The organism is Treponema vincentii, assembly GCF_010365865.1.
Classification (GTDB): Bacteria; Spirochaetota; Spirochaetia; order Treponematales; family Treponemataceae; genus Treponema.
The window spans coordinates 459,046-484,465 of sequence record NZ_CP048020.1 but is presented as its reverse complement, the minus strand read 5'-3'; the positions used below and the strand labels follow the sequence as shown (position 1 = coordinate 484,465).

The 25,420-nt window shown below is 44.7% G+C and carries 22 protein-coding genes, 1 tRNA gene and 1 pseudogene; 6 read left to right on the top strand and 18 right to left on the bottom strand.

Annotated features, from left to right (window positions below):
* Nucleotides 1-82: 82 nt before the first annotated feature.
* The 4 genes from holA to GWP43_RS02205 are packed head-to-tail and all read right to left on the bottom strand — an operon-like array spanning nt 83 to nt 3,719.
* Nucleotides 83-1,093, bottom strand: a complete 1,011-nt coding sequence (holA, locus tag GWP43_RS02220; protein WP_162662365.1) for a DNA polymerase III subunit delta — start codon at nt 1,091-1,093, stop codon at nt 83-85.
* A gap of 9 nt (nt 1,094-1,102) precedes the next feature.
* Nucleotides 1,103-1,369, bottom strand: a complete 267-nt coding sequence (locus GWP43_RS02215) for an HPr family phosphocarrier protein (RefSeq protein ID WP_162662363.1) — start codon at nt 1,367-1,369, stop codon at nt 1,103-1,105.
* A gap of 9 nt (nt 1,370-1,378) precedes the next feature.
* Nucleotides 1,379-2,368, bottom strand: a complete 990-nt coding sequence (gene hprK, locus GWP43_RS02210) for an HPr(Ser) kinase/phosphatase (RefSeq protein WP_162662361.1) — start codon at nt 2,366-2,368, stop codon at nt 1,379-1,381.
* A gap of 52 nt (nt 2,369-2,420) precedes the next feature.
* Nucleotides 2,421-3,719 carry a cyclic nucleotide-binding domain-containing protein gene (locus tag GWP43_RS02205; RefSeq protein ID WP_162662359.1) on the bottom strand — a complete coding sequence of 433 codons (1,299 nt, stop codon included), beginning with the start codon at nt 3,717-3,719 and terminating at the stop codon, nt 2,421-2,423.
* A 261-nt stretch (nt 3,720-3,980) separates the two neighbouring features.
* Between GWP43_RS02205 and glgX the strand changes: the two genes are divergently transcribed.
* The 6 genes from glgX to GWP43_RS02175 all read left to right on the top strand — a co-directional run bounded on the left by glgX (nt 3,981) and on the right by GWP43_RS02175 (nt 12,263).
* Nucleotides 3,981-6,125 (top strand): glycogen debranching protein GlgX, encoded by a 2,145-nt coding sequence (gene glgX / locus GWP43_RS02200; protein WP_162662357.1) that lies wholly within the window; start codon nt 3,981-3,983, stop codon nt 6,123-6,125.
* A gap of 11 nt (nt 6,126-6,136) precedes the next feature.
* Entirely contained in the window at nt 6,137-8,587 is a 2,451-nt protein-coding gene (locus tag GWP43_RS02195) for a glycogen/starch/alpha-glucan phosphorylase (RefSeq protein ID WP_162662355.1), read from the top strand.
* 60 nt (nt 8,588-8,647) lie between these two features.
* Nucleotides 8,648-9,094, top strand: a complete 447-nt coding sequence (ndk, locus tag GWP43_RS02190; protein ID WP_162662353.1) for a nucleoside-diphosphate kinase — start codon at nt 8,648-8,650, stop codon at nt 9,092-9,094.
* A gap of 111 nt (nt 9,095-9,205) precedes the next feature.
* Nucleotides 9,206-10,531: a signal recognition particle protein gene (gene ffh, locus GWP43_RS02185; RefSeq protein ID WP_162662351.1), complete on the top strand. Its 1,326-nt coding sequence runs from the start codon at nt 9,206-9,208 to the stop codon at nt 10,529-10,531.
* A 112-nt stretch (nt 10,532-10,643) separates the two neighbouring features.
* Complete coding sequence (locus GWP43_RS02180) at nt 10,644-11,405, top strand: hypothetical protein (RefSeq protein ID WP_162662349.1); 762 nt, start codon at nt 10,644-10,646, stop codon at nt 11,403-11,405.
* 78 nt (nt 11,406-11,483) lie between these two features.
* Complete coding sequence (locus GWP43_RS02175; protein WP_162662347.1) at nt 11,484-12,263, top strand: ComFC family protein; 780 nt, start codon at nt 11,484-11,486, stop codon at nt 12,261-12,263.
* A 70-nt stretch (nt 12,264-12,333) separates the two neighbouring features.
* On the opposite strand, the gene secF is transcribed toward GWP43_RS02175, so the two are convergent.
* From secF to GWP43_RS02105, 14 genes and pseudogenes are all read right to left on the bottom strand, one after another.
* Nucleotides 12,334-13,572 (bottom strand): protein translocase subunit SecF, encoded by a 1,239-nt coding sequence (gene secF, locus GWP43_RS02170; RefSeq protein ID WP_162662345.1) that lies wholly within the window; start codon nt 13,570-13,572, stop codon nt 12,334-12,336.
* Nucleotides 13,569-15,314 carry a protein translocase subunit SecD gene (gene secD, locus GWP43_RS02165; protein ID WP_162662344.1) on the bottom strand — a complete coding sequence of 582 codons (1,746 nt, stop codon included), beginning with the start codon at nt 15,312-15,314 and terminating at the stop codon, nt 13,569-13,571. The genes secF and secD overlap by 4 nt, the downstream gene beginning before the upstream one ends.
* Nucleotides 15,315-15,413: 99 nt before the next feature.
* Nucleotides 15,414-15,851: a preprotein translocase subunit YajC gene (gene yajC, locus GWP43_RS02160; RefSeq protein WP_162662342.1), complete on the bottom strand. Its 438-nt coding sequence runs from the start codon at nt 15,849-15,851 to the stop codon at nt 15,414-15,416.
* Between the two features lie 85 nt (nt 15,852-15,936).
* Nucleotides 15,937-17,009: pseudogene (locus GWP43_RS15345) on the bottom strand (peptidylprolyl isomerase).
* A 10-nt stretch (nt 17,010-17,019) separates the two neighbouring features.
* Nucleotides 17,020-17,823, bottom strand: coding sequence for a DUF6675 family protein (locus GWP43_RS02150; RefSeq protein ID WP_162662340.1), 804 nt, complete (start codon nt 17,821-17,823; stop codon nt 17,020-17,022).
* A 3-nt stretch (nt 17,824-17,826) separates the two neighbouring features.
* Nucleotides 17,827-18,507, bottom strand: coding sequence for an RNA-binding cell elongation regulator Jag/EloR (gene jag, locus GWP43_RS02145; protein ID WP_162662338.1), 681 nt, complete (start codon nt 18,505-18,507; stop codon nt 17,827-17,829).
* A complete protein-coding gene (gene yidC, locus GWP43_RS02140; protein WP_162662337.1) occupies nt 18,504-20,264 on the bottom strand; it encodes a membrane protein insertase YidC in 1,761 nt (586 codons plus the stop codon). Before yidC ends, jag begins: the two co-directional genes overlap by 4 nt.
* Before the next feature lie 11 nt (nt 20,265-20,275).
* A complete protein-coding gene (yidD, locus tag GWP43_RS02135; RefSeq protein ID WP_162662335.1) occupies nt 20,276-20,521 on the bottom strand; it encodes a membrane protein insertion efficiency factor YidD in 246 nt (81 codons plus the stop codon).
* Nucleotides 20,493-20,879 (bottom strand): ribonuclease P protein component, encoded by a 387-nt coding sequence (rnpA, locus tag GWP43_RS02130; RefSeq protein ID WP_162662333.1) that lies wholly within the window; start codon nt 20,877-20,879, stop codon nt 20,493-20,495. The genes yidD and rnpA overlap by 29 nt, the downstream gene beginning before the upstream one ends.
* An 11-nt stretch (nt 20,880-20,890) precedes the next feature.
* Nucleotides 20,891-21,046 (bottom strand): 50S ribosomal protein L34, encoded by a 156-nt coding sequence (gene rpmH, locus GWP43_RS02125; RefSeq protein ID WP_006188846.1) that lies wholly within the window; start codon nt 21,044-21,046, stop codon nt 20,891-20,893.
* A 488-nt stretch (nt 21,047-21,534) separates the two neighbouring features.
* Nucleotides 21,535-21,969: a Dps family protein gene (locus GWP43_RS02120; RefSeq protein ID WP_230977924.1), complete on the bottom strand. Its 435-nt coding sequence runs from the start codon at nt 21,967-21,969 to the stop codon at nt 21,535-21,537.
* Nucleotides 21,970-22,031: 62 nt separating this feature from the next.
* Nucleotides 22,032-22,104 (bottom strand) — tRNA-Met (locus GWP43_RS02115).
* Nucleotides 22,105-22,199: 95 nt separating this feature from the next.
* Nucleotides 22,200-24,425, bottom strand: coding sequence for a SpoIIE family protein phosphatase (locus GWP43_RS02110; protein ID WP_162662331.1), 2,226 nt, complete (start codon nt 24,423-24,425; stop codon nt 22,200-22,202).
* 264 nt (nt 24,426-24,689) lie between these two features.
* Nucleotides 24,690-25,382, bottom strand: a complete 693-nt coding sequence (locus tag GWP43_RS02105) for a CAP domain-containing protein (RefSeq protein WP_162664713.1) — start codon at nt 25,380-25,382, stop codon at nt 24,690-24,692.
* Between the last annotated feature and the right edge of the window lie 38 nt (nt 25,383-25,420).

Genomic DNA, 25,420 nt, shown 5'->3' with positions numbered 1-25,420 from the left:
TTAGTGATTGTTCGAAAAATATTGCGGAATTGTATACTGCGCGGGCGATTGTGTCAATTAAAGATACCCTACCGTCGCATAGTTAGCACAGCTGTGCAGCGTTACTATATGCGGCTAATTCACGCCCTTGATTGTAAATAATGCTGTAGAGGCAAGTATCGAGCAGCACTCCCGAAAGTTCTTGCCCCATCGTACGGATTTGCATATCGGTCTTATTTAAGAGCGATATAATACGGTACACGGTTTGTTCGTTCCATTGTCTGCTTGCGCGGCGGTATTGGTCAATCGCTTTTTTCGACGTAAAGCCTGCTTTTTTTAAACTGAAATCGTCAATCCCGCCGGTTTGCACAAGAGCATGCCAGTCGCACAGCCGTCGAAAGCAGTAAGTAAGTCCCGCAATCAGCTGTACCGGCGAAGATTCTTTGGAAAGGGTCAGCTTTTGGCGGATATTCAACGCATATTCCAAATTGGCATTGCTCAATGCATCAAAAAGCGTAAACGGCGTTTCTTCTTTATTATGGGCAAGCAGACGTTCAACAGTCTCCGCCGTTAGCGTTGTTCCCGGCTCAAAAAAGAGGCTGATATGTGTGCATGTAGTTTTAAGCGCTTCGGTATTATTCTCCACCAGCTCCAACAAAACATCGATAGCATCATGTTCAATATTGATCCTCGACTGTGCAAAAAAACGGCGGATCCAATCCTGTTTCTTATTTTCGAACAGTTCCCAAAATATTTTTTTATGATCTTTAGGTACTAGTGCTTCAATTTTTTTATCGATGCCGATTTCATCGGAAATCAACACTAAAAAGGCGCCATCTTCATTGGGCGTCTGTTCAACCCACTGCGTAAGCGCTTGTATGTCTTCCTTTTTCTTGATTGCTTCCGCATTTCTTACAACGGCGAACCGAGCATCCGCAAATAGGGAACCGTTCTGTACGGCATCCAACACCACCGATATTGAGGTATCCGCCGCATAAAAGAGATGATTGTCGAGTTGTCCATATTTTTTTCCTGCACTCTTCCGCAGCGCTTCAAGCGCATCGCTCCGTTCCCCCAATTCGGGGCCGGTAAAAAGCCATAAAGGAGTACTCATCCGGTTACGTCATTCCTCTTCAAATTTTGCTGCAAAAAGCTGCTCAAGTGCAGCGATCGCTTCAGCTTCGTCGACGCCGTCGGCGGAAACGGTCAGCTCGGTTTGATATCCTGCAGCCATCGTCATCACGCCCATAATGGATTTTGCATTGACGGTAATATTCTCTCTTTCAAACATAATATTCGACTGGAATTTATTTGCCGTTTGTACAATCAACGATGAGGGGCGCGCATGGATTCCGGCACGATTTTGCACAATAATCTTTTTTGTTACCATAGTTTTTCCTTAATAGGTATCATCCGCCGAATAATACGGTACCCGGCTCGTATCGCTTTCCATCCAGCGCAGAATGTTTTGATTAAATTCCTTCGCAGAATAAACGCCCATACTTTTGAGCCGCTCGTTCATCGCGGCTGTTTCTAAAATAATCGGAATATTCCGCCCTGATTTTACCGGTATTTCCAAAAGCGGCAGTTTTACATCCAATATCTCGGTGGTAAGTTCCTCGGTACCGATACGGTCATACACTTTATGCGAATCCCATTCTTCCAGCTTTGCAACCAGCTGTATCTGCTTTTGCTCACGCACGGAACGAACCCCGTAAAGCTGCATGATATTGATAATGCCGAGTCCGCGTATTTCCATGTGATGCCCGATCATCTTATTGGCGCCCCGTCCAATCAAACTATTACCATTAATACAGGTGATTTCTACTACATCGTCAACGATCAAGCGATGCCCGCGCTCTACAAGCTCCAGCGCCGTTTCGCTCTTACCAACTCCCGAATCGCCTAAAATAAGAATACCGAGCCCGTACACTTCTACCAGAACACCGTGTATCGCGACTGTCGGAGCAAATACATTGGAGAGAACGCGCATCAGCCGTACGGAAAGCGCACTGGAGGAAAGGTCGGTTTGCAGCACAGGACATCCCGTTCCCTGCACCAGCTCTAAAAATACGGCAGGAGGAGGGATATTATGAGAAAAGATACAGCAAGGAATATCGTAGGTAAGCATTTTTTTGATATTTTCGAGAGTATTGCTTTCGATAAGTGTTTGCAAATAGGCGCATTCTCCTCTGCCGAATAACTGGACACGTTGATATGCAAAGGAATCAAAAAATCCTGACAGCGCAAGCCCGGGACGGTTTAAATCCGCAACGGTAATACTGCGCGTCAAACCCTTTTGCCCGCACACGCAATGCAGGTGAAGCGCATCGTGTTCTGTTAAGTCGAGATCGAGTAATTCAAGCACCGTTAAACTTTTAGAAAGCATGTGTGCAAGTATAGCGCAGCAACAATTTTTTGTAAATGTGTTTATTCGAACATCAATCCTTCAAAGCTTTTAGTTCTGTTTTAAGTGCTGCGCTCTCGCGTGATTGACGTGCGAGGCGGTCTGCAAGGAGTCGTGACAAAAAGATACCGTAATGGGGATACGCTTCGATCAGCTTCATAAATTTCATCTTAGGCACCTTAACCAACGTACCGTTTCCGATCGCGACAATCGTTGCCGATCGCGTATCATTGGTGAGGAAAGCCATCTCCCCGATAAAGATATCCGCCGGTGTCAACACTGTCAGCAGTGTATTATTCACATAGACCGCATAGCGGCCGGATCGAATATAAAAGAGATTATTTGTTTCGTCGTTTTGGCGACATACGACCTGCAAGTGATTAAAATGAAAGGTTTCTTGTTCCCGCAGAATTGCCGGTGTCAGATTGGTGCTGTCTTTCTGGTTCGGCACCTCGAATGAAACCTCATTTCCCGCATCATTATAATACAACTCCTTTACGAAGCTCTGACTCATCTTAATACCCATGCCATGCAGCCCTGCCTCAAAAGGAGCATCAAGCGCGGAACGCCAGTCAAATCCCTTTCCATCGTCTTTGATGGTAATTCGCGTGCGTTCAGGAGAAATATCATACGTAATCAAGACTTTTTTTGTTCCAACGGCAGGATCCTTCCGTTTTATCCTGATGAGCTCAAGTACATCCTTTCCCTGTTTGAGCCATTCTGATTTTTCATTATAACTGATATTGCAATTTCCATGCTCTACGGCATTCAACAGCAGCTCCATCATCGCGCCTTGGAAGGCACTCCGTTCAGCCTCATTCACACGATCGGTATTATAGAGGTAGGTAGAAATGAGATTTGCATAGAACATAATTTCGAACGGGTCGGTCTCACTCATAAAGCTGCCATGCTCAAGTTCATTCGCAGGATGGTTCATACCGCGATTGACTAAAAAATGTTCATGTGAATTTAAAATTTTAATAATTTGTGCAACATACTGTTCAAATTCCTTGCGCGTTAAAACGAATAAAAAGTTAGGCTCTTTCCGCTGCGTCAACGTTGCCTTTTGATCCTGTGAATCGGTAATTGCAATAACGCCCCCGAACAGCAGCCACGGATCATCCTTTACCACTTTAAGGCATTTTTCCGCATGAACTGCCGGATCACCGAAATCGATAATCTTAATTTCCGGCATCTCGTATCGAAAAGCGGCAAGCGCTTCGCTGTAATCATGTAATTGTTGCGAGATAATACTGAAGTTTGACTGCTTACACGCCTGCTGCATCGCGTCTACTGTGGTTACAACCGTACTGACAATCGGAATCTTCTTCATAACTTTTATCCTTCTGTGTGAAATTTTGTAGATATACAAAATTTCACACTACTTTTAGGAAAGACGGATAATTACATCAGGCAGATAGAAAAAAGCGCGGAATAAAAAGGTTGTGAGACCATTTGAACCGCGAAGAGGTTCAACTCTGGTCGAACAACCTCTTTATTCCGCGGGATATAAAAAAATAGCCTGATGCAATTATCCGATACTTACCGGGAGTATAGCATAATTTTACTTTTCGTGCTACATTTCGTTTCGTTCATGGAAAACCTATCATTTTTGCCGGGTAGCCCGCTTCCAGCCGGTGCTGCTGTCTATTGCGACGGCGTAAATTTCAGTGTCTTTTCCCGACATGCTTTTTCGGTAACGTTGGATATCTTTGCAAAATCCGAAGATTCCGCGCCTTGTTGTTCATACACTTTTGATCCTCAAACGAATAAAACAGGAGATATCTGGCATGTCTTTGTAAAAGGACTGCCGAAAAATGCCTTATATCTTTACCGTGTTGATGGACCGTTTGCTCCTTATGAAGGAATGCGCTTTAATGCCGGCAATTATCTGCTCGACCCATACTCACAAGGACTTGCCAACACAGAATCTTTTAGCGGAAATTTTTCTACGCAAACGCCTCCCCCTCATATAGACGGCGACCTTGCTTTTTTAACCAAACAATCGCCTGCTCATTTTCCCAAGTGCATCGCAGTAGCTCACGATGATTTTGACTGGCAGGGCGACCATCCCCTCAATTATCCGTTGAAGGACTGCATCATCTACGAAGCGCATGTAAAAGGGCTTTCGTGCCATCCCAATGCACCGCAACAGCACAAGGGAACCTATCAGGGTATTATCGATACTATCCCGTATTTAAAAGAGCTGGGTATTACCAGCCTTGAACTGCTGCCCATTCAGGAATTTAACGCGCATGAATTGACTAGAATAAATCCTCGAACCGGCATGGTGTTAAAAAACTACTGGGGATACAGTACCATCGCCTTCTTTGCGCCTAAGTCGTCGTACGCTTCCGACCGTGAAGGCATAGGTGCGGTATTCGAGTTCAAACGAATGGTGCGCGAGCTGCATAAAAACGGCATCGAAGTGATTCTTGACATCGTATTTAATCACACGGCGGAGGGCAGCGAATTCGAGCCGACCCTTTCGTTCCGCGGCTTGGACAATACCATCTATTATATATTAGAAGATAACGCCCGCTATTACCGGAATTACTCCGGCTGCGGCAACACCTTCAACTGCAATCATCCGATTGTGCAGACCTTTATCTTGGACTGCCTGCGCTACTGGGTTATCGAAATGCATGTTGACGGCTTCCGGTTCGACCTCGGCTCCATTTTGGGCAGGGATCAAAAAGGGAAACTGATGGATAATCCGCCTACCCTTGAGCATATTGCCGAAGATCCCATATTGAGAAAAACAAAGATCATCGCAGAGGCATGGGATGCGGGTGGCGCCTATCAGGTTGGGAATTTTCCCGGCGGCAGGTGGGCGGAATGGAATGACCGCTTCCGCGACGATGTGCGCCTCTTTTGGCGCGGCGATTCCTCCCATGCTAGGGAGCTTGCAACACGTGTAACCGGTTCCGCCGATTTGTACTCCGGCAACGGACGCAAGCCTTTCCATTCCATCAACTTTGTTACCAGCCACGATGGATTTACCCTCTACGATTTATTAAGCTATGATAGAAAACACAACGAAGAGAACGGAGAGGACAATCGGGACGGTACCGATTTTAATTGCAGCTATAACAACGGCTTTGAAGGGAAAACCGAAAACACCCGCATCGAAACCCTACGGAAGCAAAAAGCAAAAAACATCCTGCTAACGCTCATTTTATCGCTGGGAACCCCGATGTTGACTGCCGGAGATGAGGTACTGCGGACACAACGGGGAAACAACAACCCCTACTGCCAAGACAACGAGATAAGCTGGTTCGATTGGTCGCTGACACAAAGCAATGCCGACATACTGACCTTTGTAAAAAAATTGATCCGCCTGCGCAAACAGCATCCGGCGTTCCTGCGTTCGGAATTTTTAACGGGAACGCAATCCGGAGACCGGCGTAAGCAAGATATCAGCTGGTATGATGCACAGGGCAATACCCCCGATTGGAACCAACCTTCATCGTTTTTAGCGTATTTTCTTGACGGTTCCGCGGCGGAAACGAGAGCCGAATGCGATGATAACAGCTTTTACATCATATTAAACGGCGGTAGTTTAGACGTTACTGCAACGATATGCCCTCCTCCACAAGGAAAGCATTGGTATCGGCTGATCGATACATCCTATCCGGCAGGGGAAGATTTTACCGATCCCGAACAGGCGCCGCTGTCGGAAAATCAGCAAAAATATGTTGTATTAGCCGCGACAGCCGTCGTGTTAATTCTGAAATAGCGAGGTAGATTATGTCTCAATTAAAAGAAACCTTACGGGCAAGTATTCTTGGCAAGTTGAAACGGAATTTCAGCAAGGACATATCCGAGGCAACAAAGCGTGAGCTCTATGATGCCGCAGCAAGCAGCGTTATGGATAGCATCCAGCCGAACATATCCGCAACCAGAGCCGCGCAGGAGCAACCTGATGTACGGCAGATGTATTATTTCTCCGCCGAATTTCTGATGGGGCGGGCGCTTTCGAATAATCTGAATAACACCGGTATGCGCGCCGTAATGGAAGAACTTTTAACGGAGCTTTCCGCCTCGTATCGGGATATTGAAGATGAAGAACCCGATGCAGGGCTTGGAAACGGCGGTCTCGGTAGGCTCGCCGCCTGTTTTTTGGACTCGCTTGCAACGCTCGATTACCCCGGACACGGCTACGGTATCCGCTACCAGTACGGTATGTTTGAACAGCGGATTGAAAACGGCTATCAGATGGAATACCCCGACAATTGGCGGCGTTATCGTGATCCGTGGGAAATACGCCGCGACGATTTGGCGGTAACGGTGCGCTTCGGCGGCACCCCGATATGCACGCAGCAAGAAGACAGCACCCTGTGCTATCGGTTGGAAAATGCCGAGGAGGTTATCGCAACCCCCTACGATATGGCGATCATCGGATACGGCACCAAAACCGTCAACCGCCTGCGCCTGTGGGAAGCCTCCTCTCCCAATGGATTCGATTTACAGCTCTTTAACAATATGGAATACACCGCTGCGGTTGCAAAGCAGAACTCCGCAGAAAATATTTCGCGCGTATTATACCCCAACGACAGCGGCCCGTCGGGAAAAGCGCTCCGCTTAAAGCAGCAGTATTTTTTCACTTCTGCAAGTTTACAGGATTTAGTGCGTTCATTTATCCATAAACACGGTACAAATTTTTCCGACTTCCCGCGTTATAATGTTATCCAGCTAAACGATACGCACCCCGTCGTGGCAATCCCCGAACTGATGCGCCTTTTGATGGACGAACACCACCTCGGCTGGGATGCGGCATGGGCGATTGTTACGCAAACCTTTGCATACACAAACCATACGATTTTAGCGGAAGCTTTGGAAAAATGGCCGATCGAGATATTCCAAGGCTTACTGCCGCGCGTGTATCAAATTGTAGAAGAGATAAACCGCCGCTTCCTGCTGGAACTGCGGGAAAAATACCCGAATGATTGGAAAAAACACAACAAGATGTCCATTATCGGCGAAGGGAAAATCCGTATGGCATGGCTCGCAATTGCCGGTTCCTTTTCGGTCAACGGTGTTGCGGCGCTGCACACCGAAATCCTTAAAACCAAAGAGCTGTCCGATTGGTATAATCTGTATCCGCAGAAATTTAACAATAAGACAAACGGCGTTACGCAGCGCCGCTGGCTTTTAACTGCGAACCCCGCGCTTTCGGCCTTTATCACGAAACATATCGGCGACGGCTGGATTAAAGACCTTACCCAGCTGCGGCAGCTTGAAAAACTGGCTGATAATCAGGAAGCACTACAGGAATTAATCGCGATAAAAAAACACAATAAAGAGCGGCTTGCGGAATTCCTCAAGCAGACACAGGGTGTTGTGATCGATCCGAACTCGATTTTTGACGTGCAGATAAAACGGCTCCACGAATACAAGCGACAGCTCTTAAACATCCTGCATGTGATGACGCTCTATAACAGAATTATCGAAGACCCGACGTATGATCCTATCCCGCACACCTTTATCTTCGGCGCAAAAGCGGCGTCGGGCTATCGGCGGGCAAAGCTCATCATTAAGTTGATTAATACTGTCGCCGACCGCATTAACAATGATCACCGTGTACGGGGAAAATTAAAGGTTGTGTTTGCGGCAAACTATTGCGTCTCGACTGCCGAAAAGATTTTCCCCGCCTCGGATATTTCCGAACAGATTTCCACTGCGGGTAAGGAAGCATCGGGAACCGGCAACATGAAGTTTATGCTGAACGGTGCAATCACGCTCGGAACACTGGACGGCGCCAATATCGAAATTGTGGAAGAAGTAGGTGCTGAAAACGCCGTTATTTTTGGTATCACCGCCGATGAGATTCAAAAAATCGAGCACGAGCACAGCTATAATCCGCAAGAATACCTGAACCGCAATCCTGCATTGGCGAGAGCGCTGACCCAGCTTATCGACGGGACGTATACGCCGCCCTTTGACAACAGCTTTAGAGAATTGTATGATTCGCTGGTATACGGCGTGGAAGGTCAGCGGCCGGACGTCTATTACGTACTGGCGGACTTCGATGCATACACAGCAGCGCAGGAGCGAATTGTCGAATACTATCGCAACCAGATGAAATGGGCTAAAATGTGCCTTCTGAACATCGCCCGATCGGGTAAGTTCAGTTCAGACCGTACCATCGAAGACTATGTGCGGGATATCTGGAAGCTGGAAAAAGTGAGTGTCAATTAAGGGGAATGTCGAAAAGGAAAACACTTTTAAGACATCACCAAAAATGGGAGAAAAGAGATTATGGAAAGAACATTTGTAATGATGAAGCCGGGTGTGGTGCAGCGGCGGATTGCAGGAGAAGTGCTAAGCCGCTTTGAAAAAAAAAAAGGGCTCAAACTGGTTGCCTTAAAGCTGATGCGTATCAGTCCGGAGCTTGCGAAAAAACATTATGCCGAACACGCCGATAAGCCGTTTTTCGGTGAATTGGTACAGTATATCACCTCCGGCCCCGTAGTTGCGATGGCCTTTGAGGGAGATGATGCCGTTGCGATTGTGCGGAAACTCTGCGGAGCAACAAAGGTTTTGAATGCGGAGCCGGGAACCATCCGGGGCGATTATGCCTTGCATACCAATATCAACGTTGTCCATTCGTCGGACTCTGCCGAAAGCGCTGCGCGGGAACTTAGCCTGTTTTTTCAGCCGGAAGAATTTTTCAGCTGGGAAGACGGCAATAAAGATTGGTTTTAACAAGAGCGGGGGTTCAGTCCATTTACTTTAGCTGATAAATATTGGACACCTTTTAACACTCAATCAGCGTCCCCCGCATGAATCAACACCCCGTACGAATAAGGATGAAAAATGCTTGAGAAAATTACCAATACGTTTAGCGGCATTGTCCGCAAGATAAGCGGCAAGGCAACCATTACCGAAAAAAATATTGAAGAAGCGGTAGAGGAAATAAAAATTGCGCTGCTCGAAGCGGATGTCAACCTCCGCGTAGTACGCCGTTTTATCAATGCAACAATCGAAGAAGCAAAGGGAGAAACCGTATTAAAATCGGTTAATCCCGGTCAGCAGTTTATCAAGATTGTCCACGATAAAATCCTGTCGTTTTTAGGCGATGAAAAGAAAAGCTTGCAACTGAAAGGCCCCGACACCCAGTCGGTTATCCTTTTCCTCGGCTTGCAGGGTTCCGGTAAAACGACATCCGCTGCGAAGCTGGCAGCCCGTTTAAAGAAAGAAGGCCGTAAACCGCTGCTCGTTGCCTGCGACCTCGTCCGTCCCGCAGCTGTGGAACAGCTCTCCTCATTAGGAGAACGTATCGACGTCCCCGTATATAAAGAAGACACCAAGGATGCGGTACGGGTTGCACAAAACGCGGTTACCTATGCACGGAAAAACGGCTTTGATACCGTTATCGTCGATACGGCGGGACGGCTGCAAATCGACGAAGCGATGATGCAGGAGATCGCCGCGGTAAAAAAGGCGGTCAATCCGGTAGAAACCCTCCTCGTCGCCGATGCGATGACAGGACAAAATGCTGCCGAGGTCGCCAAAGCCTTTGATGAACAGGCGGGGCTGACCGGCGTTATTTTAACCAAGTTCGACTCCGATGCTCGCGGCGGTGCGGCGTTATCGTTAAAAACCGTAACCGGCAAGCCTATCCTGTATGTCGGTGTCGGCGAAAAAATCGAAGATTTTGAACCGTTCTATCCCGATCGTATTGCCGGCAGAATCCTCGGTATGGGCGATATTGTTTCGCTCGTCGAAAAAGCGCAGGAAAATATCGATGCGGAAGAAGCCGCCCGCTTGCAGAAAAAGATGGCGACGGAAACGTTCACCCTTTCCGATATGCTCGACCAGCTTGAAAATGTCGAAAAGATGGGCTCGATTGAATCCATGCTTGATATGATGCCCGGGCTTGCCGGTCAAATTTCCGCCGAGGATATCGACAAAGCAGGCTTTAAGCGGCAAAAGGCGATTATCCAGTCGATGACGCTCAAAGAACGGGAAAATCACTACATCATTGGGCCGCCCCGCCGCAAACGCATTGCAAAGGGATCCGGTACATCCGTCGCCGAAGTAAACAAGCTGTTAAAGCAGTTTGAAAAGACCCGCCAAACAATGCGGAAGGTCGCAAAGAGCAAGGGACTGCAAGCGCGGCTAATGGGGCTGATGGGGTAGCAATCTGCTTCCACAAAAATTTTCTACTTATATAATATAATTGGAAAAATTGAGAATGTACTGATTATGATGAATTCTGATTAACAGCACTTATCGACCAAAGGAGGATATTATGAATAACTTTTTAAAAACAGTTTGGATTCCAGCGGCTGTTTGCGCATTCTGCCTTACAGCCTGCACAACGCTACCCTCTAAGGCATTGTATACGGAACCGGTCGCTGCAGGTGTTACAGTCAATACGACAAATCATCAGTTTGACGTTGTCTACGCTATTGATTGTTGCGTAATGCCCAAAGCAAAAGACGATTTTATCAGTTTTAAAGTCGATACAATGCTGTATACCTATCGGTTTGATTTTTCCGTAAACAACGGAATGAAGACCATACTCGACCGCTTTTTTACCATAAGCAATATAGCCGATTCCCAGCATAGGCAAAACGGACAGCGTTACCTTGGTGAAACGACCCTCTATGTCTATGCATCATCTAAAGAGACGATAAGTAGGCTCATTGCCAAAGGAAAAATTGCAAACCATGTACGGTTCAACTTTTTGCTGAAGGACGGAAAAAAATACCTGTTGCTTGAAGGCTTCCAAGTAGAGACCCTCGATGGGAAATTGACCGTAGACGACTATATCGACAGTATCCCGTTTCATTACGACGATATAAAAAAGGCATATAGCTTTTTTAACGATACGAATCAGCTTGAAGAAAACCGGCAAAAGCAGCTACAAATAGCCATCGCTGCAAAACAGGCTGAAAAAGACAGTCAGACGGCAGCAACACAAGCTGAAAAAGATAACTCAGCGGCAGTTGACACTCAAGAGGCTGGTATAATTTCAAATTCTGAAAAATCTTCTGCAGAAAATCAATAAATACAAGCCATTTTCCTTCGCGTGCTATATAAGACCATAATAAGGCTGCAAAAGGTCGACCCTGTTATAGGAGATTATATGAAACGCATCGTGCCTTTGTATCATGTGAAGAATGTATTACGTAAATGTTACAGCGGGCTTTTGTGCCCGCAGACTTGTATCCTCTGTGGGAACGCAAGCGAGGCAGGGCTGCCGCTGTGCAGCCATTGTATTCAAACGGAATTTGAGCCGTATATCGGTTCCGATGATTTGGAGCATTTATGCCGAGCCGAGCCTCGCTGCAAGCACTGCGGGAAAATCCTCATTTCCGAGCACGAGTATTGTACCCGTTGCAGGCCGACTGACGACGAAACCGCAGAAAAACCGCGGCCTGCTTGCGATCGTATCTTTACACTTTTTCCCTATATCGGTCTTGGCCAAAAATTGCTGCCTGTTTGGAAGAACAATAGTATTCGCACCTTTTCCACCGTATTTGCACCGCTTATCCACAACTTTCTCACACAACATCCGGAGTTTGCAAGTCTACCGCTCGTACCGGTGCCGCCGCGTCCTAAAAAACTGCGGGAAAAAGGCTGGGATCAAATTGAAGATCTTGCGAAGGATTTAGCGGTTTATCCGGAACTGACGATATACCGGTGTTTAAAGCGACAGGACGGCATTCCGCAAAAAAAGCTGTCCAAGGCCGATCGCGCAGTGAACTTACAGGGGAAAATTACATTTTCGGCGAAGACCGTTCCCGACAAAGTCATGCTGCTCGATGATGTGATGACGACCGGCGCAACGCTTGAAGCCTGTGCCCATGTGTTAAAAAATGCCGGATGTAGAGAAGTCTATGGGCTCTGTCTGTTTTTTGACTAAATAAGAAAAGGAAGAACCTCTAAAAACTCACGTTTTTAGAGGTTTACAATCTTTAGAGGTATATCAGTGATTATATGGTTACCTCGGCAACCGGTCTTTTTTTAGTACCACCGAGTGCTAACTCACCTGCGTGCTTTTTACCGGAAAAGAAGGTGATACAAGCGCCGGCAATGTAGATTGTCGAATATACACCGCTTATCATACCTACCAATAAGGCAAGCGCAAAGTCTTTCATGCTACCGGATGTAAAGATATAAAGCGAAACAGCGGCAAGCATTGTCGTAACGGTTGTGATAATTGTTCTGCTCAACACTTCGGTTTGTGCAAGATCCAAAACATCAACCAATGCAAGCTTTGGATTAAGCCGAATATTTTCGCGGATACGGTCAAATACGACAACCGTGTCGTTTATTGAGTATCCGACAATTGTCAGAATTGCCGCAATGGTGGTGGAATTAAACTCCATCTGCGTCCACACAATAAAGGTGATCATAATCAGAACATCGTGAACCAAAGCAAGCACGGCGCCTAATGCAAATGTCCAACGGAAACGGACTAAAGCATAAATGAAGATTAAGAACAATGCTCCAATTACCAGAAGTACCGCTTGGCGAGCAAGCGAACCGGAGAAGCGAGAGCCGACAAAATCGGTACTCAATACGGCAAAATTATCCGCTTCATAAGCAGCTACCAGCGCAGTATTAATTAAAGCCCGCAGTTCAGCGTTTGCATTGGTGTATGTGCCGTTATCAGGTAACCGAATTTGGAACACGCGGTCACGTGATTCACCAACTTGCTGTACTGAAACCGAAGGGATGGAAGCAAGTGCATGACGCACCTCATCGGCATCGATCGGTTGTATTTGCTCGGGAATATAATGCGCACGGAATGGCTCCGTCGTAAGGCGAGATGTTTCTGAGGTAATAAACACGCTTTGCAATGCGGTATCGGTCTTTGCAAGTGCTTTAACCTTTACACCATCAATTTGCTGTTGTATGGCCTCAATAAACTGCCCAACTGTGGGGTATTCAGTATACTTAAAAGATACAACCTTGTTTTCAGTATCCACCGAAATAACGGTAATATCAATTCCTTGGGAACTTTGTGCTACCTGTATATTTTTTTCGCCATCATACGTTAAAATAAATGCGGTAGGAGCAAATCGTACTTTCTCGATAAACCCTGCCTGGAAATCGATCCCGAAGTTAATACCTTTAGTAAAGAAACCTACAATTCCGGAAATAATAAGAGCAGAGCTCAAAACAACCATAACGGCAAAAAGCTTGCTGAATTTTATCGTTTTTTTCATGCGAGCGACCTCCACGTAATGTGCAGCTTTTCTTGGTGTAATGTTTCCGTGCCAAAATCAAAGATAAGCCGTGAAACAAAAAGAGCTGTAAATACGGAAGAAACAACACCTATTGTCAAGCTGTAAGCAAATCCCTTAATCGGGCCGGTTCCCAATATTGATAAGAACAAGGCTGCAATAAAGGTAGTGATATTGGAATCCATAATTGCCCAGAAGGCATGATCAAAACCGGTTTGAATAGCTGCTTCTCTACTTTTGTGCAGGGCAAGTTCTTCTTTAATTCTTTCAAAAATAACAACGTTTGCGTCAACCGCCATACCAATCGTCAAAATCATACCGGCAATACTCGGAAGTGTAAGCGTAAGATTAAAGGCTGAAAGCACACTGAATACGATATAAAGATTCAATATCTGCGCGATACAAGCATTAATACCGGCTGCGCGATACCAAATCAGCATGAACGCCAAAACTGCAATTAATCCCCATTGCAACGCCATTAATCCCTGATTGATGGCTTGCTCTCCCATGCTGGCGCCTATTACCTGCTGGTTTTCCAATTCGAGCGGTACATTGAGCCATGCAGTGCGCAAAATTGTTTTAAGGTTTTCCGCCTCGTCCGCGCTGAAACCGCTGATAGTTCCCGTACCGCCGGTAATCGGCTCCTTGATATTCGGCGCCGATTTAATCTTATCGTCGGATACAATAGCCAACCGTTTACCTTGATTTGCGGTAGTGACGGTTGCAAAGATTTCCGAACCTTCCTTATCGAGTTCAAATACAACCAGCGGTTCATTGGTTTGACTCGTGGTTGTGCTTACACGCTGCAAGTGTTTACCTTCAAGCGCTGCTTCTTTCTTTATAACAAGAAAACCTTGCCGTTCATCCAAACCGTACACATCCTTGCTATATACACCGAGTACCTTGGTGTCTGCAGGAATAATCGAAGGATCAATAAGGTTATAGTCCGCATCAAAAGTACGCGTTGGATTGGCATTATAGTAGGAATAAAAAGCTTGAGTCGCATCATCGTCTACAATATGGAATGCAAGCAAGCCGCGCCCCATGATAATAGAATTGATCTTGTCGGCATCGGCAGCACCCGGAATCTCAACGTAAATACGATCTTCACCCTGCTGCCTGATAACAGGTTCCGTCAAACCGAACTTATCGATACGGCTCGAAATGGTATCAATAGCTAAATTCATCGCTTCTTTTTTTGCCGAAGTACTGCTATCCCCACTATCGCCGGTTACTGCACTTAAATCTGCTTTAATGATAATACTCATACCACCAGAGAGGTCGAGCCCGAGTTTTACGGCATTTGCTTGCGCGTTTTTAATACCGAGTATTTTGCTACGGTATGAATCCTCTAGGATAGAACTCATTGCCGAACGAGCCCTCTCTTCAGAACTCCCAGGGAAGGCTGCGAGCAATGCACTCGCTGTCCAGACCGATGGACGTTCCTTACCGAGATCCTTTAAATTCTTCTTTGCAGCCTTAATAAGCGGATCATATTTTGCTGAAACCGGCTCGGAATCACCTTTTTTTGCAGATGCGATTAATGCATCAATATCCGTTTTTGTCATATTTATGACATAATCTTTAATTTTTTCTCTGGAACCGAGCGCCAGTGCCTTATCGTCTTTATCTGTCCAAAAATACCATTTAAGGGTGGGATACAAAAACACAAAACAGAGGCCTAACACAGCCAGAACAATCACGAATCGAGTTCGCTTTTTCATGTCTATCTCCTCATCTAACGGAAACAAACGTTCATACTGGGGGTTAGGCACAGCACGAACGATTTATAAGCTGATACGCTCCTATGATAATGGAAACGTTTATTCCGCTCCGCCGGAAAAATCGGGTGGCTGCGGTTTTTCGGAGCTGGAATCTTCAGCTTTCTTTTCTTTCTTTTTAAAGAGAGCAGAAAGCAGAGATGCCTTTTCCGGCACATTTGCCAGGCGGCTCGCTTTCGTTTTTTCGTCCAATATAACGCTGCCGATTGCGGAACGATTCATTTCGAGCTTACAATTATCGTCAACTTTAAGAATAATCGTTGTTTCTTTTACGGAAGAAACAACACCGTGGATACCGCCGATTGTGATGATTTTATCACCCTTCTGAACGGAGGCAATCATTTCCTGCGTTTTCTTTTGCTCTTTCTTTTGAGGGCCGATAATAAAAACGTAGAAAATTACAAAGATAAGACCGAGAGCAAGCAACGGAATAAAACTACCCCCTGAGGCGGCTTGCTGCAACAATGGAATTGCATTCATTATTTACATCCTTATTTATGATAAATATCCTTAAAATACTAGCACAAAAAAAATGCGTAGTCAATTCACAGGGTTTTGCCGGAGATTACTTTACCGACAGTAGTTCAAGCTCAAATATCAGATAGCTATCGGGAGGGATAACCCCACCAGCTCCGCGTGAACCGTAACCCAGTTCCGGCGGAATAACAATTATCCGTTTCTCGCCGGTTGCCATCTGTACCGCTTGTTGGTCAAACCCTGCAATGAGCTGTCCTGCACCGGCAACAAACTTGAGCGGTTCATGCATATCGGAATCATCAAATACGGTGCCGTCCAGCAACGAACCTTTATATTTCATCGTCAGGGTCTTGCCTGTTTGAGCCTTTGCCCCCTTCCCTTCCTTCGTAATTGTATAGAAAATACCGTTTTCGGTCTTAACGACATTGGGGAATTTTTGCTTTATCAAAGCTTCATATTTTTCCCGCTTTTGGGTAGCACGTTGTTTTGCCCGCTCTGTAGCGCCTGCAAGATAAGTATCAAAATCTTTTTGCGTTGCAGTAAACTTCTGTGCTTCAGCTCCCTTACGGATAATCGACACGGAATTCATCCGATCACCCTGCACAATTTTATTGACGACATCCTGCCCTTTTTACGACACGGCCGAATACCGTATGTTTTCCATCAAGCCAAGGCGTCGGCACATGGGTAATAAAAAACTGAGACCCGTTTGTTCCCGGCCCCGCATTTGCCATCGAAAGAATGCCGGCAGTATTGTGTTTGAGGTTGTCGACAAACTCATCAGGGAATCGGTATCCCGGCCCGCCGGTGCCCTTGCCGTCAGGGTCGCCACCTTGAATCATGAAATTCGAAATAACACGGTGGAAGGTTAAACCGTCATAAAAAAGGTTTTCCCTTTGCCGCATCCAATGTTCCTTCGGCCAATCCGACAAAGTTACATACCGTCAGAGGCGTCTCTTTATAAAACAGCTCCAAAACAATATCTCCTTTGTTCGTATCAATAACGGCATAGATACCGTCCCTTTGTAATTCAGCGCTTATCGCATTCATTTTTTTTCCTTTTTCAGAATCTCCCGTTAAAATAATCGCAGCAGCTGCTGCTGTCGCGATAATCAAAAAAGTAACCGGTAAAACCAGCACTAGAATCTTATTCAACCGCATAGTTCCTCCATCAAAGTGCTACCCCGTCTTCATATTGCGCAATAAACCAATTATAAATCGCTTCTCCCCGTGTTCTAAACGAATTCTGTACCCGCTCCCTAAAAATGGAAGGCGCAGTAAAATCGGCACGCGTCAGCATATGTACCAGTAGATATTCGCCAAGGTCGGTTACTGCAATCGATACTTCTAAATTTTCAGGTTTCATTGCTTTAAATATCGAATACTTTAAGACATCGATATTTGTAGACATAAAACCGGCAGAATCGGCATCAGAACAGAAACGGTAACGATAAATATTTTTATCGAAGGTTAAATCCTTTTGCAGTACATAGACCGAAAAATCCGCTGCAGGATTGTCAACAGGATCAGCAATCCGTCCTTGTGTTTTAGGGTCGTCAATAACATACGACGCCTCGTAGAGTGTCCGCATTTCCTTGCGGCTGCTCGAATAATATTGCAATCCTTCCAGCTTTGAAACAGAGCGGAGAATGCGGGAGATTTTCTCTATGTCTTTTGTATTGCCTTGCGTCTTTTTATGCACATACAACGCTTCTATCAAAAAAGTAGGATTACCCTTGTTCCAGTTTTCCGAAAATGTTTGCGGCACGGCGAAAAGCGGCGCAAGCCGCGGTACAGCGTTCTCTTTATTATACACCGACCGGAAAAGATGTCCTTGCTTAAGTAATTCTATCCGCTGCTCAGCGGATAAAAACGAATCCAGCACAGAAATCACCGAATCGGGTACATTGCCGATATCCTGTGCAAAAAGAGAACCGGCTGTTAAAAGGGTAAGAAGAATAAGACAACGCCTCATCCGCTATAGCCCTTTATACAGCACACGCACTTGTTTGTATAAGCCCTCACCTTCGCTCTTCGTATCGACATCCCGAATGTCGGCAAGTGTGCTGTGGATAAGTCTACGTTCATAGGGGTTCATTGGCTCAAGCAAGACCGAAGTCTTCGTTGTTACAACCTGATCGGCAGTGGTATAAGCAAGTCGAACCAGCGATTCTTCACGACGGAGCCGATAGTTTTCGCAATCGAGCATAATCCGTTCCGAAATTCCGATTTTACCGGCATACACATTAGCGATCAGCTGGAGCGCATCCAAATTCTTCCCTTTCTTACCGATTAAAATCGCAGAATCCTCAGAAGAAAGCCGCACAAGCAATTTGTGTTCTTCATGTGAAAGGATTTCGATATTTGCGGTATACCCCATCGCATGAATGAGTTCACCGATAAATTTCACCAAATCAGCCTCTTTATCCGTAGCAGCCTCTCGACCGGGTCCAGATTGAAGGGGAGTGTCGCTAGTTGGTCTCTCTACGGTCGCTTTATCGTCAATATGTACACGGATTTTAGCATACCCCTTCTTGAAAAGTGAATTTTTCTGAATTTCAACAATTTCCACATCAAATTGATCAGACTCTACACCGAGCTCGGCAATTGCCTTATCTATAGCATCACGTTCGGTTTTTCCTTCAAATTCATAAATCATTTCCGAACCTCCTTTTTCTGCTTCATCATTGCCTTAATGATCATCTGCTGAACAAGCATTAAGAAGTTCGTGCATGTCCAGTAGAGTAGCAACCCTGACGGCGCATTATAGAACATAAAGAAGAAGAACAACGGCATACCATACATCATAATTTTCATTGTGCTGTTTTGTTGCTGATCGTTTGTCGGTGTCTGCGTTATTTTTCCGAAGACCATCTGCGAAATCACATAGACAATCGGCAAGATACGCAGATCCGTCCATCCGAGGAAGGGAATAGGACTGGGGAACTGCAAGACACTGTCACCGATAGATAAGTCCGGTATCCAATGGGGAATAAACATAGCGCCGCGGAATTCAAAATAGTTATTAAACAGACGGTACATCGCAAATAATATCGGCAATTGGATCAATAGCGGTAGACAACCCGAGAGCGGATTGTAACCGGCTTCTTTATAAAGCTTTGCCATTTCCTCATTCAGCTTTTGAGGCTTGCCTTTATATTTTTCCTGCAACTCTTTAATCTTTGGCTGCATTTTCTGCATCTGCTGCGTTGATTCCGAGCTCTTCTTAGTAAGCGGGAAAAAGATAACCTTGATCAAAATCGTTACAAGAATAATCGAAACACCCCAGTTCGGGATAAGTTTATAGAAGAATTGTAATAACCATTTAAGCAACACTTCAAGCGGACGCCAAATACCGCTTGAAACAGCAACCGTATCAATACGCAGATTGTCATAATTGTAATTGTTTTTTGACGGAATATTATAAGTGCTTAAAATATTTTCAGAACACGGGCCGAGGTAGATACGGTACACATCGGTTACCTTATTACCGGTAATAACAGGGCGCAAAAAAAACAATTGCCCGTCTTGTACCCTATCTGCGTTAGGCTGCGCGGCAGAATACAGGATCTGCTGCGCAGGGGTTGAGGGAATAACGATAAGGCTAAAGTATTTTCCCGAAATGCCTGCCCATGGAACGGAATCCGTAATCAACTTAGTCTGATTGGCTTTTAATGTAGCATCTTTTTTCTTCCCGTCTATATACGCAAAAAAGTTACGATACTCGTAGCGATCCGCCTTTACATCCCAATCAGGACCGATTTGCGGCATTGTCCGCAATGTATACCCCGCATTATCAAAATTCAACCCCTTCATATCGGCATCGCCGCTGACCGTAACGGCAAGTTCGAACATATAATCATCAGGCAGAAAGGTATATCTTTTTGCAAGTGTAAACGAAGATATGGAACCGTCTTGGTTTTTTATCGAAATTGTCTTAAAAAAGCCGACAGTCTGCTTTCCGTTTACCGTTTCTTCTTTGACATTAAAGAATTGATTTAAAGCGGGAGCTTGAGCACCGCCAAGCGCAATCGAAAACGCTCTATTCCGATCGGTTAGGTTTTTTACCATTTCTACATGGGAATCACCCTTGGAATTATTGTGTTCCAACAACTTATACGAAATGATATCGCCGCCCCGATTTGTAAACGTAATTTCTGCAACATTGGTTTTAATCGTAACGATTTGTTCACCGATAACAGTTTCATCAGGGACTTCCAGCACAGCTGAATCGGCAGGCATATTTTCCGCTACGAAAGTATTTTGCGGGACTGCTGCCTGTTGCTCCGTTACAGAGGCGGTGGTAGACGGCTGTTGCTGTACGGGGGCAGGGGGAAAAAATTTGTATTGCACAAACATCGCAGCTGCAATGACAAGACCGGAAAGCACCATTGCAATAACTGTATTTTTATTCATAAACGAATCTCCTAGGGAACGGGGTCATACCCTCCCTTGTGAAAAGGATGACATCTCAGAATTCGTCTTACCGCTAAATACCCTCCCTTAACCGGCCCATATTTTGTCAGGCTTTCAAGGGCGTAATGAGAACAGGTGGGATAATACCTGCAACAAGGCGGGAATAAGGGAGAAATACACTTTTGGTACACCTTTACCCCCGCGCATAACAAAAACGTAAAAAAACGCTCAATCTTTTTCAGATAATTGTGTTTCATATTGTTGAGATCGAATAGAAAACATATCCGCTTTTTTAAACAAACACTGTAGTTGCGTTGTCCGTATAGAAAAAGTATCGCCACCGGGGAATATAAGCAAAATAATATCCTTTCCTATTACAAGCTGGGATTTCATTTGACGGTATACTTCCCTAGATAAACGACGAGCCTTATTTCTTTGTACGGCGGAACCGTAATGTCGTTTAAATGTACAAACAAAACGATTGTATGGTAATTTATTCGGTAAAACGAACAACTTTGCGCCGTCGCAGCTATAGCGGAGACCTATTTTAAACAAAGTCCGTATCCGCGCGGCGCCGCAAAGACGCTCTTCTTTAGGCAAACAAGAGCGTTCCATGTGTTAAACTCTTAGTAACTCTTTTTTTCGTCGGATACGGAAAGCTTATAACGCCCCTTTGCACGGCGACTCTTTAAAACTGCACGTCCTCCGCGTGTTGCCATACGCGCACGAAATCCATGACGGCGCAAGCGTTTTGTTCTGCTCGGTTGAAATGTCCGTTTCATAAAACTAGACTCCTTCTATATATAATTATCAGGCGCATTACCCGCCTAAAAGATCTTGGGATAGCGAGGAAAGCAAAATTTCCTTAAAATGCAACGACCGAACAAAATATCAATTTTGGAGATTGTTGCATTGATGCGCGGAACGCGCATACGTCAATAAGCGACGTTCGCGAAAGCGAACTCGCCGTGTTTTTCAGCCACGCTATCTTTAGCGGCTGAAAATAAACCTTCCTCAATATACTAGACAGAGGACTATACTATAGCACTATAAAAAAGTCAATCTATCGCTTTGGGGCAAAACGCATCAGGCCGGTTTTTAAGAACCCCGCGGAAAAATTGATGCTATTTGGCCAGAACTGTCAAGGATAGCATCAATTTTTCCGCCATTTTATCTACTTAGCCTGATGCATTTTGTCCTTCCTCTGAGATAAAAAAAATGCGCGAAATTTTACACAAAATCTCGCGCATTGAAAAAAATATCAAAAACGTTATTTAAGGGCGGCGTTTAGCATCCAGATTTTCTTTTCGAGACCGGCAATTATGTCAGTTAAAAGAGAATCGGTAGCAGCATCATTCGAATCGGCAGCTGCCTTACGGGTTTCGTGCAATTCAGCCACTAAGTATTCAAAATCGGTTTTGATGCCGGTAATAACTTCTTTTGCTGTAAAAGATTTTTTTGTCTCCTCTTTTATACTGGTCAGAGCCAAATATTCCTTCAACGAAGCAGGAGCGGTGCCGCCCAACTGCAAGATACGTTCAGCAAGAGAGTCGTAGCTATCTGCAACATCTTCATAATAACCATCAGTCATTTGATGAATAACCAAAAAGTTAAGTCCACCGACATGCCAGTGATAATTGTGTATTTTCGTATACAAAACACCAAAATCAGCAACATGCTTTGCCAAACGTTCAACAATAGCCATAATCTTACCTCCTGATTAAAAAAAAAGACATCCCCAAAAGAAGGATGCCTTTTTTTTAAACTTAGCAGGGGTAGGACTTGAACCTACGACTTCCGGGTTATGAGCCCGACGAGCTGCCAACTGCTCTACCCTGCGATGTACTTGGTATAAAATAAAACACAATTGGAAAAATGTCAAGTAAGAGCTGACAATATTCATATAAAACTTATACACAGCCCTGTAACAGGCGTTTAAACGGGTACCCTGCGTGCAATACCAAGAATGGTCAAATCATCGTATTGAATATCTTCTTTTATTTGTTTGTAGTAAAAATATTCATCGTAAATAGGATGAGGCTCCTTATCGTAACAGTAAATATCATACTGCAGAAAGCACTTACTCAAGAACGCATCGATTTTTTTATCTACTTGGACGCAATCAAAAGATTGCGCGGAACTGTCTTTATACATTCTAAAGACTTTCTCAACTGAAATAAGCGCCAGAACAGCATCCTCAATCGTCCCGTTACACGAAGAGAAATCAAAGTCCATCTGCTCATAAATATGATCGCTCTGCCGTTTTTTGAGCGTAAACTTTTTTCGAGCAAAAACCGCTTCAATAATCGCTTCGACCCTATCTTTTCCTAATGTTTCACTGTCGGTACCTATCAGATGATTGTTGTCACCATTATCCTCCGATAATATAGCATCGGCACCGTCTTTCGGCTTCGAAAGCGGGATACGAAGCTTGCGTTTGGACTCTTCAATACCGTCAGTATAAAGAAACAGTATATCCCCACAATTCAGGTGTATTTTCTCTACGGGATACCCACCGTTAAGATTTATCATTTCCGAAGAGAATGCTCCGGCAGCCGACCCTGAACGCAACGTATAGCTTTTCAAGCGCCGTGCCTGTTTGTCGTAGATATGAACGATATTATCACCTGCATTACAGAAATAAGCATCGCCAACACGCATATTGATAATACAAAGACTAAATGCAGCGAAACGCCCCACAAACCCATGCGATTCGATAACGTCATTAATCCGCATAACAATATCGCTGAGATTATAGCCGTCTCGTTTATAGCTCCAATTTTGAAAATAATTTTGGAATAAAGTCGCTACTTCTACCATAATAAGGGCAGCAGGAACCCCTTTCCCTGCAACATCGCACTTTATAACGGCATAGTGGAAGGCATCCAATTTTCTATAATCAAAATAATCACCTGAAACACCGTGGGCGCCTTCGTAATAACCGAAAAATTCAGAATAAATGTCACGATGACTGCCAGTTGTCAGCTTCCTGCCGGAGGAACTAAGATCCAGCGGGATAAACATCTTTTGTATCTCTTTTCCAACCTTTAAATCTTTAGAAATAGCAGCAGCGGCAGCCAATCTTTCAGTCATATCGTTAATCGTTGTTCCCAACATTCCAAATTCATCTCGTGAGGTAACTTGAACCGACTTACCAGCTAACTTCTCTTTATCTTCGGTATCGCGAATTAATGCGACGTGCGCCGCCAACAAACCGAGCGGCCGTACAAATAATGAACTGAGGAACCATGCAGTAGAGATACCCGCAATCAATACTATCAATGAGATTTGGACGATGATATGAATTAATCGGTTTTGCTGTTCATTTATTTTTTCCAAAAGCCCCTCTACCGAAATATCAACAAATACAATTCCTTGAACACACTCCTTCGGTTTTTCAGGGTTATAATAGATAATCGGTTCATAGAATAAATATTCTGTCCGTTTTTTTGAAAGATTCTGCATGGAATAATCAGGGTAGGAACCAAAACCTTGATCGGCCAGTGCCGAAAGATTAGATTGCAGCTTTGCTTCCAGATGTCTGATATTTGCTTGGATTTCAGTTTGGCGCTTGAGCATGTACGAATCGCGATGTATATCCAACCCTTCCATCTCATTTGTGAGCAGTTGAATCGAGTCGATATGTTGCTGAACGATTGTTGAGGCTTCATCATTAATATACATCAGCTTTTGAAGGATTTCTTCAATTCCTTCAGGATAAAACTGTGATTCCCCGGGAATATATCGATGGGTATTAATCAGTTTAGTGATATCTTGATAATCAGTTGCAAGGACGTAGTGAAGCCCCGTCTGTCCCGGAAGAGTGCTTCTACCTGTGACAACAACATATTTTGCTTCGGGGAAAGTAACCCGATTCAATAATAAAAGATCAAAATCCTCCTGAGTGGGGTTAGAAAAATGAGTTTGAACCCGTAATTCAAGATTATCAAGTAATATTTTTGTTTGCAACAAGAGGCTGTTTGAAAGTAAATCTTTATAAGGGCGGATAATGGCAATTGCGAGAGCTGTGGCAACACTGATAATAACAACAAGCAAAATAGTAACAATAATAACGATAAATTTTATACGGACACTACTCCATAAATTTACCGTTGGTCTATATTTTTTTTTGCTGCCAAATATCTTTTTACCTGTTTCCATACCCGCTCCTGGTAAAATGCTTTGTTGTTTTTACTACTCTCTATTGAAACAACATACCACGGCGCAGAGCGTCTAGGTATGTTATTTTCATAAGGTGGTTGCAGTCGGCTTTAATACCGCTTGTTATAACGCAGAGCATTGCCGATGAACGGAAGGTATTAAACCGCACGAATAAAGAGTATTATACAGTAAATACGTCACAAATAAAAGAGGTATCGATAAAAAAAGAAGCAGAATTGTAACAAAACGAGCTTTTAAGAATCCCTAAAAACTGGAGTTTTTAGAGATCCCCGTATAACTGCCCGCAAAATCCATTACAGTAACGGCACCGTAAGGTGCATTTCCGGTCTTGTTAAAACCAATACCGACCTTCTTAAACTCCTGTTTTAGGATATTAATCCTGTGTCCCCTACTCGGTACTCCATCGTCGATCAAAAGCTGTACGACAATGTCCCGCGCCGTAATACTACCATACGCACAGTTTTCACCGCAGAGAATTCCCCATGTTCCATATCGATTGATTCGGGTAACAAGATCGGAACCGTCACTCCCTGTATGCCCCATCCCTCCGGTGTATGCCTGATCATTCGCAAGCCATTGCGCCGAACGGCATAATCCTGTTTCCAAGGTTAACGGTTCCGCGACAGCAGTGTCTTTTAATACGCGTATACATTCCTGTAACGGCGTAATGCCTTCTTGGGTCAATAGCCGGACTTTTCCCGGCTCGTCATACATATTGCCATCAAAGTATTTAAGGCGCGGCTCCAATACCTCCGTTGCATACCGCCGAGGGTTTGTTCTTACGTAATTTAACTCCCTGACGATTTGTTCCGCAAGCTCTCTTGTATCGCTCAACGACGTATCCGGCACTGCAATATTATTGCCGGTCGCACATGAAAACAATGACACTGCAAGTGCCATCAGTAAAATTGCTAATGTATATAGTTTCTTTCCCATAAGCAACACTGTAGTCAATTTAGGTAAAATAGGCAAGG

Coding starts and splice junctions, on each gene's coding strand:
- holA (WP_162662365.1), bottom strand. CDS start 1,093: ATGAGTACTCCTTTATGGCTTTTTACCGGCCCCGAATTGGGGGAACGG.
- GWP43_RS02215 (WP_162662363.1), bottom strand. CDS start 1,369: ATGGTAACAAAAAAGATTATTGTGCAAAATCGTGCCGGAATCCATGCG.
- hprK (WP_162662361.1), bottom strand. CDS start 2,368: ATGCTTTCTAAAAGTTTAACGGTGCTTGAATTACTCGATCTCGACTTA.
- GWP43_RS02205 (WP_162662359.1), bottom strand. CDS start 3,719: ATGAAGAAGATTCCGATTGTCAGTACGGTTGTAACCACAGTAGACGCG.
- glgX (WP_162662357.1), top strand. CDS start 3,981: ATGGAAAACCTATCATTTTTGCCGGGTAGCCCGCTTCCAGCCGGTGCT.
- GWP43_RS02195 (WP_162662355.1), top strand. CDS start 6,137: ATGTCTCAATTAAAAGAAACCTTACGGGCAAGTATTCTTGGCAAGTTG.
- ndk (WP_162662353.1), top strand. CDS start 8,648: ATGGAAAGAACATTTGTAATGATGAAGCCGGGTGTGGTGCAGCGGCGG.
- ffh (WP_162662351.1), top strand. CDS start 9,206: ATGCTTGAGAAAATTACCAATACGTTTAGCGGCATTGTCCGCAAGATA.
- GWP43_RS02180 (WP_162662349.1), top strand. CDS start 10,644: ATGAATAACTTTTTAAAAACAGTTTGGATTCCAGCGGCTGTTTGCGCA.
- GWP43_RS02175 (WP_162662347.1), top strand. CDS start 11,484: ATGAAACGCATCGTGCCTTTGTATCATGTGAAGAATGTATTACGTAAA.
- secF (WP_162662345.1), bottom strand. CDS start 13,572: ATGAAAAAAACGATAAAATTCAGCAAGCTTTTTGCCGTTATGGTTGTT.
- secD (WP_162662344.1), bottom strand. CDS start 15,314: ATGAAAAAGCGAACTCGATTCGTGATTGTTCTGGCTGTGTTAGGCCTC.
- yajC (WP_162662342.1), bottom strand. CDS start 15,851: ATGAATGCAATTCCATTGTTGCAGCAAGCCGCCTCAGGGGGTAGTTTT.
- GWP43_RS02150 (WP_162662340.1), bottom strand. CDS start 17,823: ATGAGGCGTTGTCTTATTCTTCTTACCCTTTTAACAGCCGGTTCTCTT.
- jag (WP_162662338.1), bottom strand. CDS start 18,507: ATGATTTATGAATTTGAAGGAAAAACCGAACGTGATGCTATAGATAAG.
- yidC (WP_162662337.1), bottom strand. CDS start 20,264: ATGAATAAAAATACAGTTATTGCAATGGTGCTTTCCGGTCTTGTCATT.
- yidD (WP_162662335.1), bottom strand. CDS start 20,521: ATGAAACACAATTATCTGAAAAAGATTGAGCGTTTTTTTACGTTTTTG.
- rnpA (WP_162662333.1), bottom strand. CDS start 20,879: ATGGAACGCTCTTGTTTGCCTAAAGAAGAGCGTCTTTGCGGCGCCGCG.
- rpmH (WP_006188846.1), bottom strand. CDS start 21,046: ATGAAACGGACATTTCAACCGAGCAGAACAAAACGCTTGCGCCGTCAT.
- GWP43_RS02120 (WP_230977924.1), bottom strand. CDS start 21,969: ATGGCTATTGTTGAACGTTTGGCAAAGCATGTTGCTGATTTTGGTGTT.
- GWP43_RS02110 (WP_162662331.1), bottom strand. CDS start 24,425: ATGGAAACAGGTAAAAAGATATTTGGCAGCAAAAAAAAATATAGACCA.
- GWP43_RS02105 (WP_162664713.1), bottom strand. CDS start 25,382: ATGGGAAAGAAACTATATACATTAGCAATTTTACTGATGGCACTTGCA.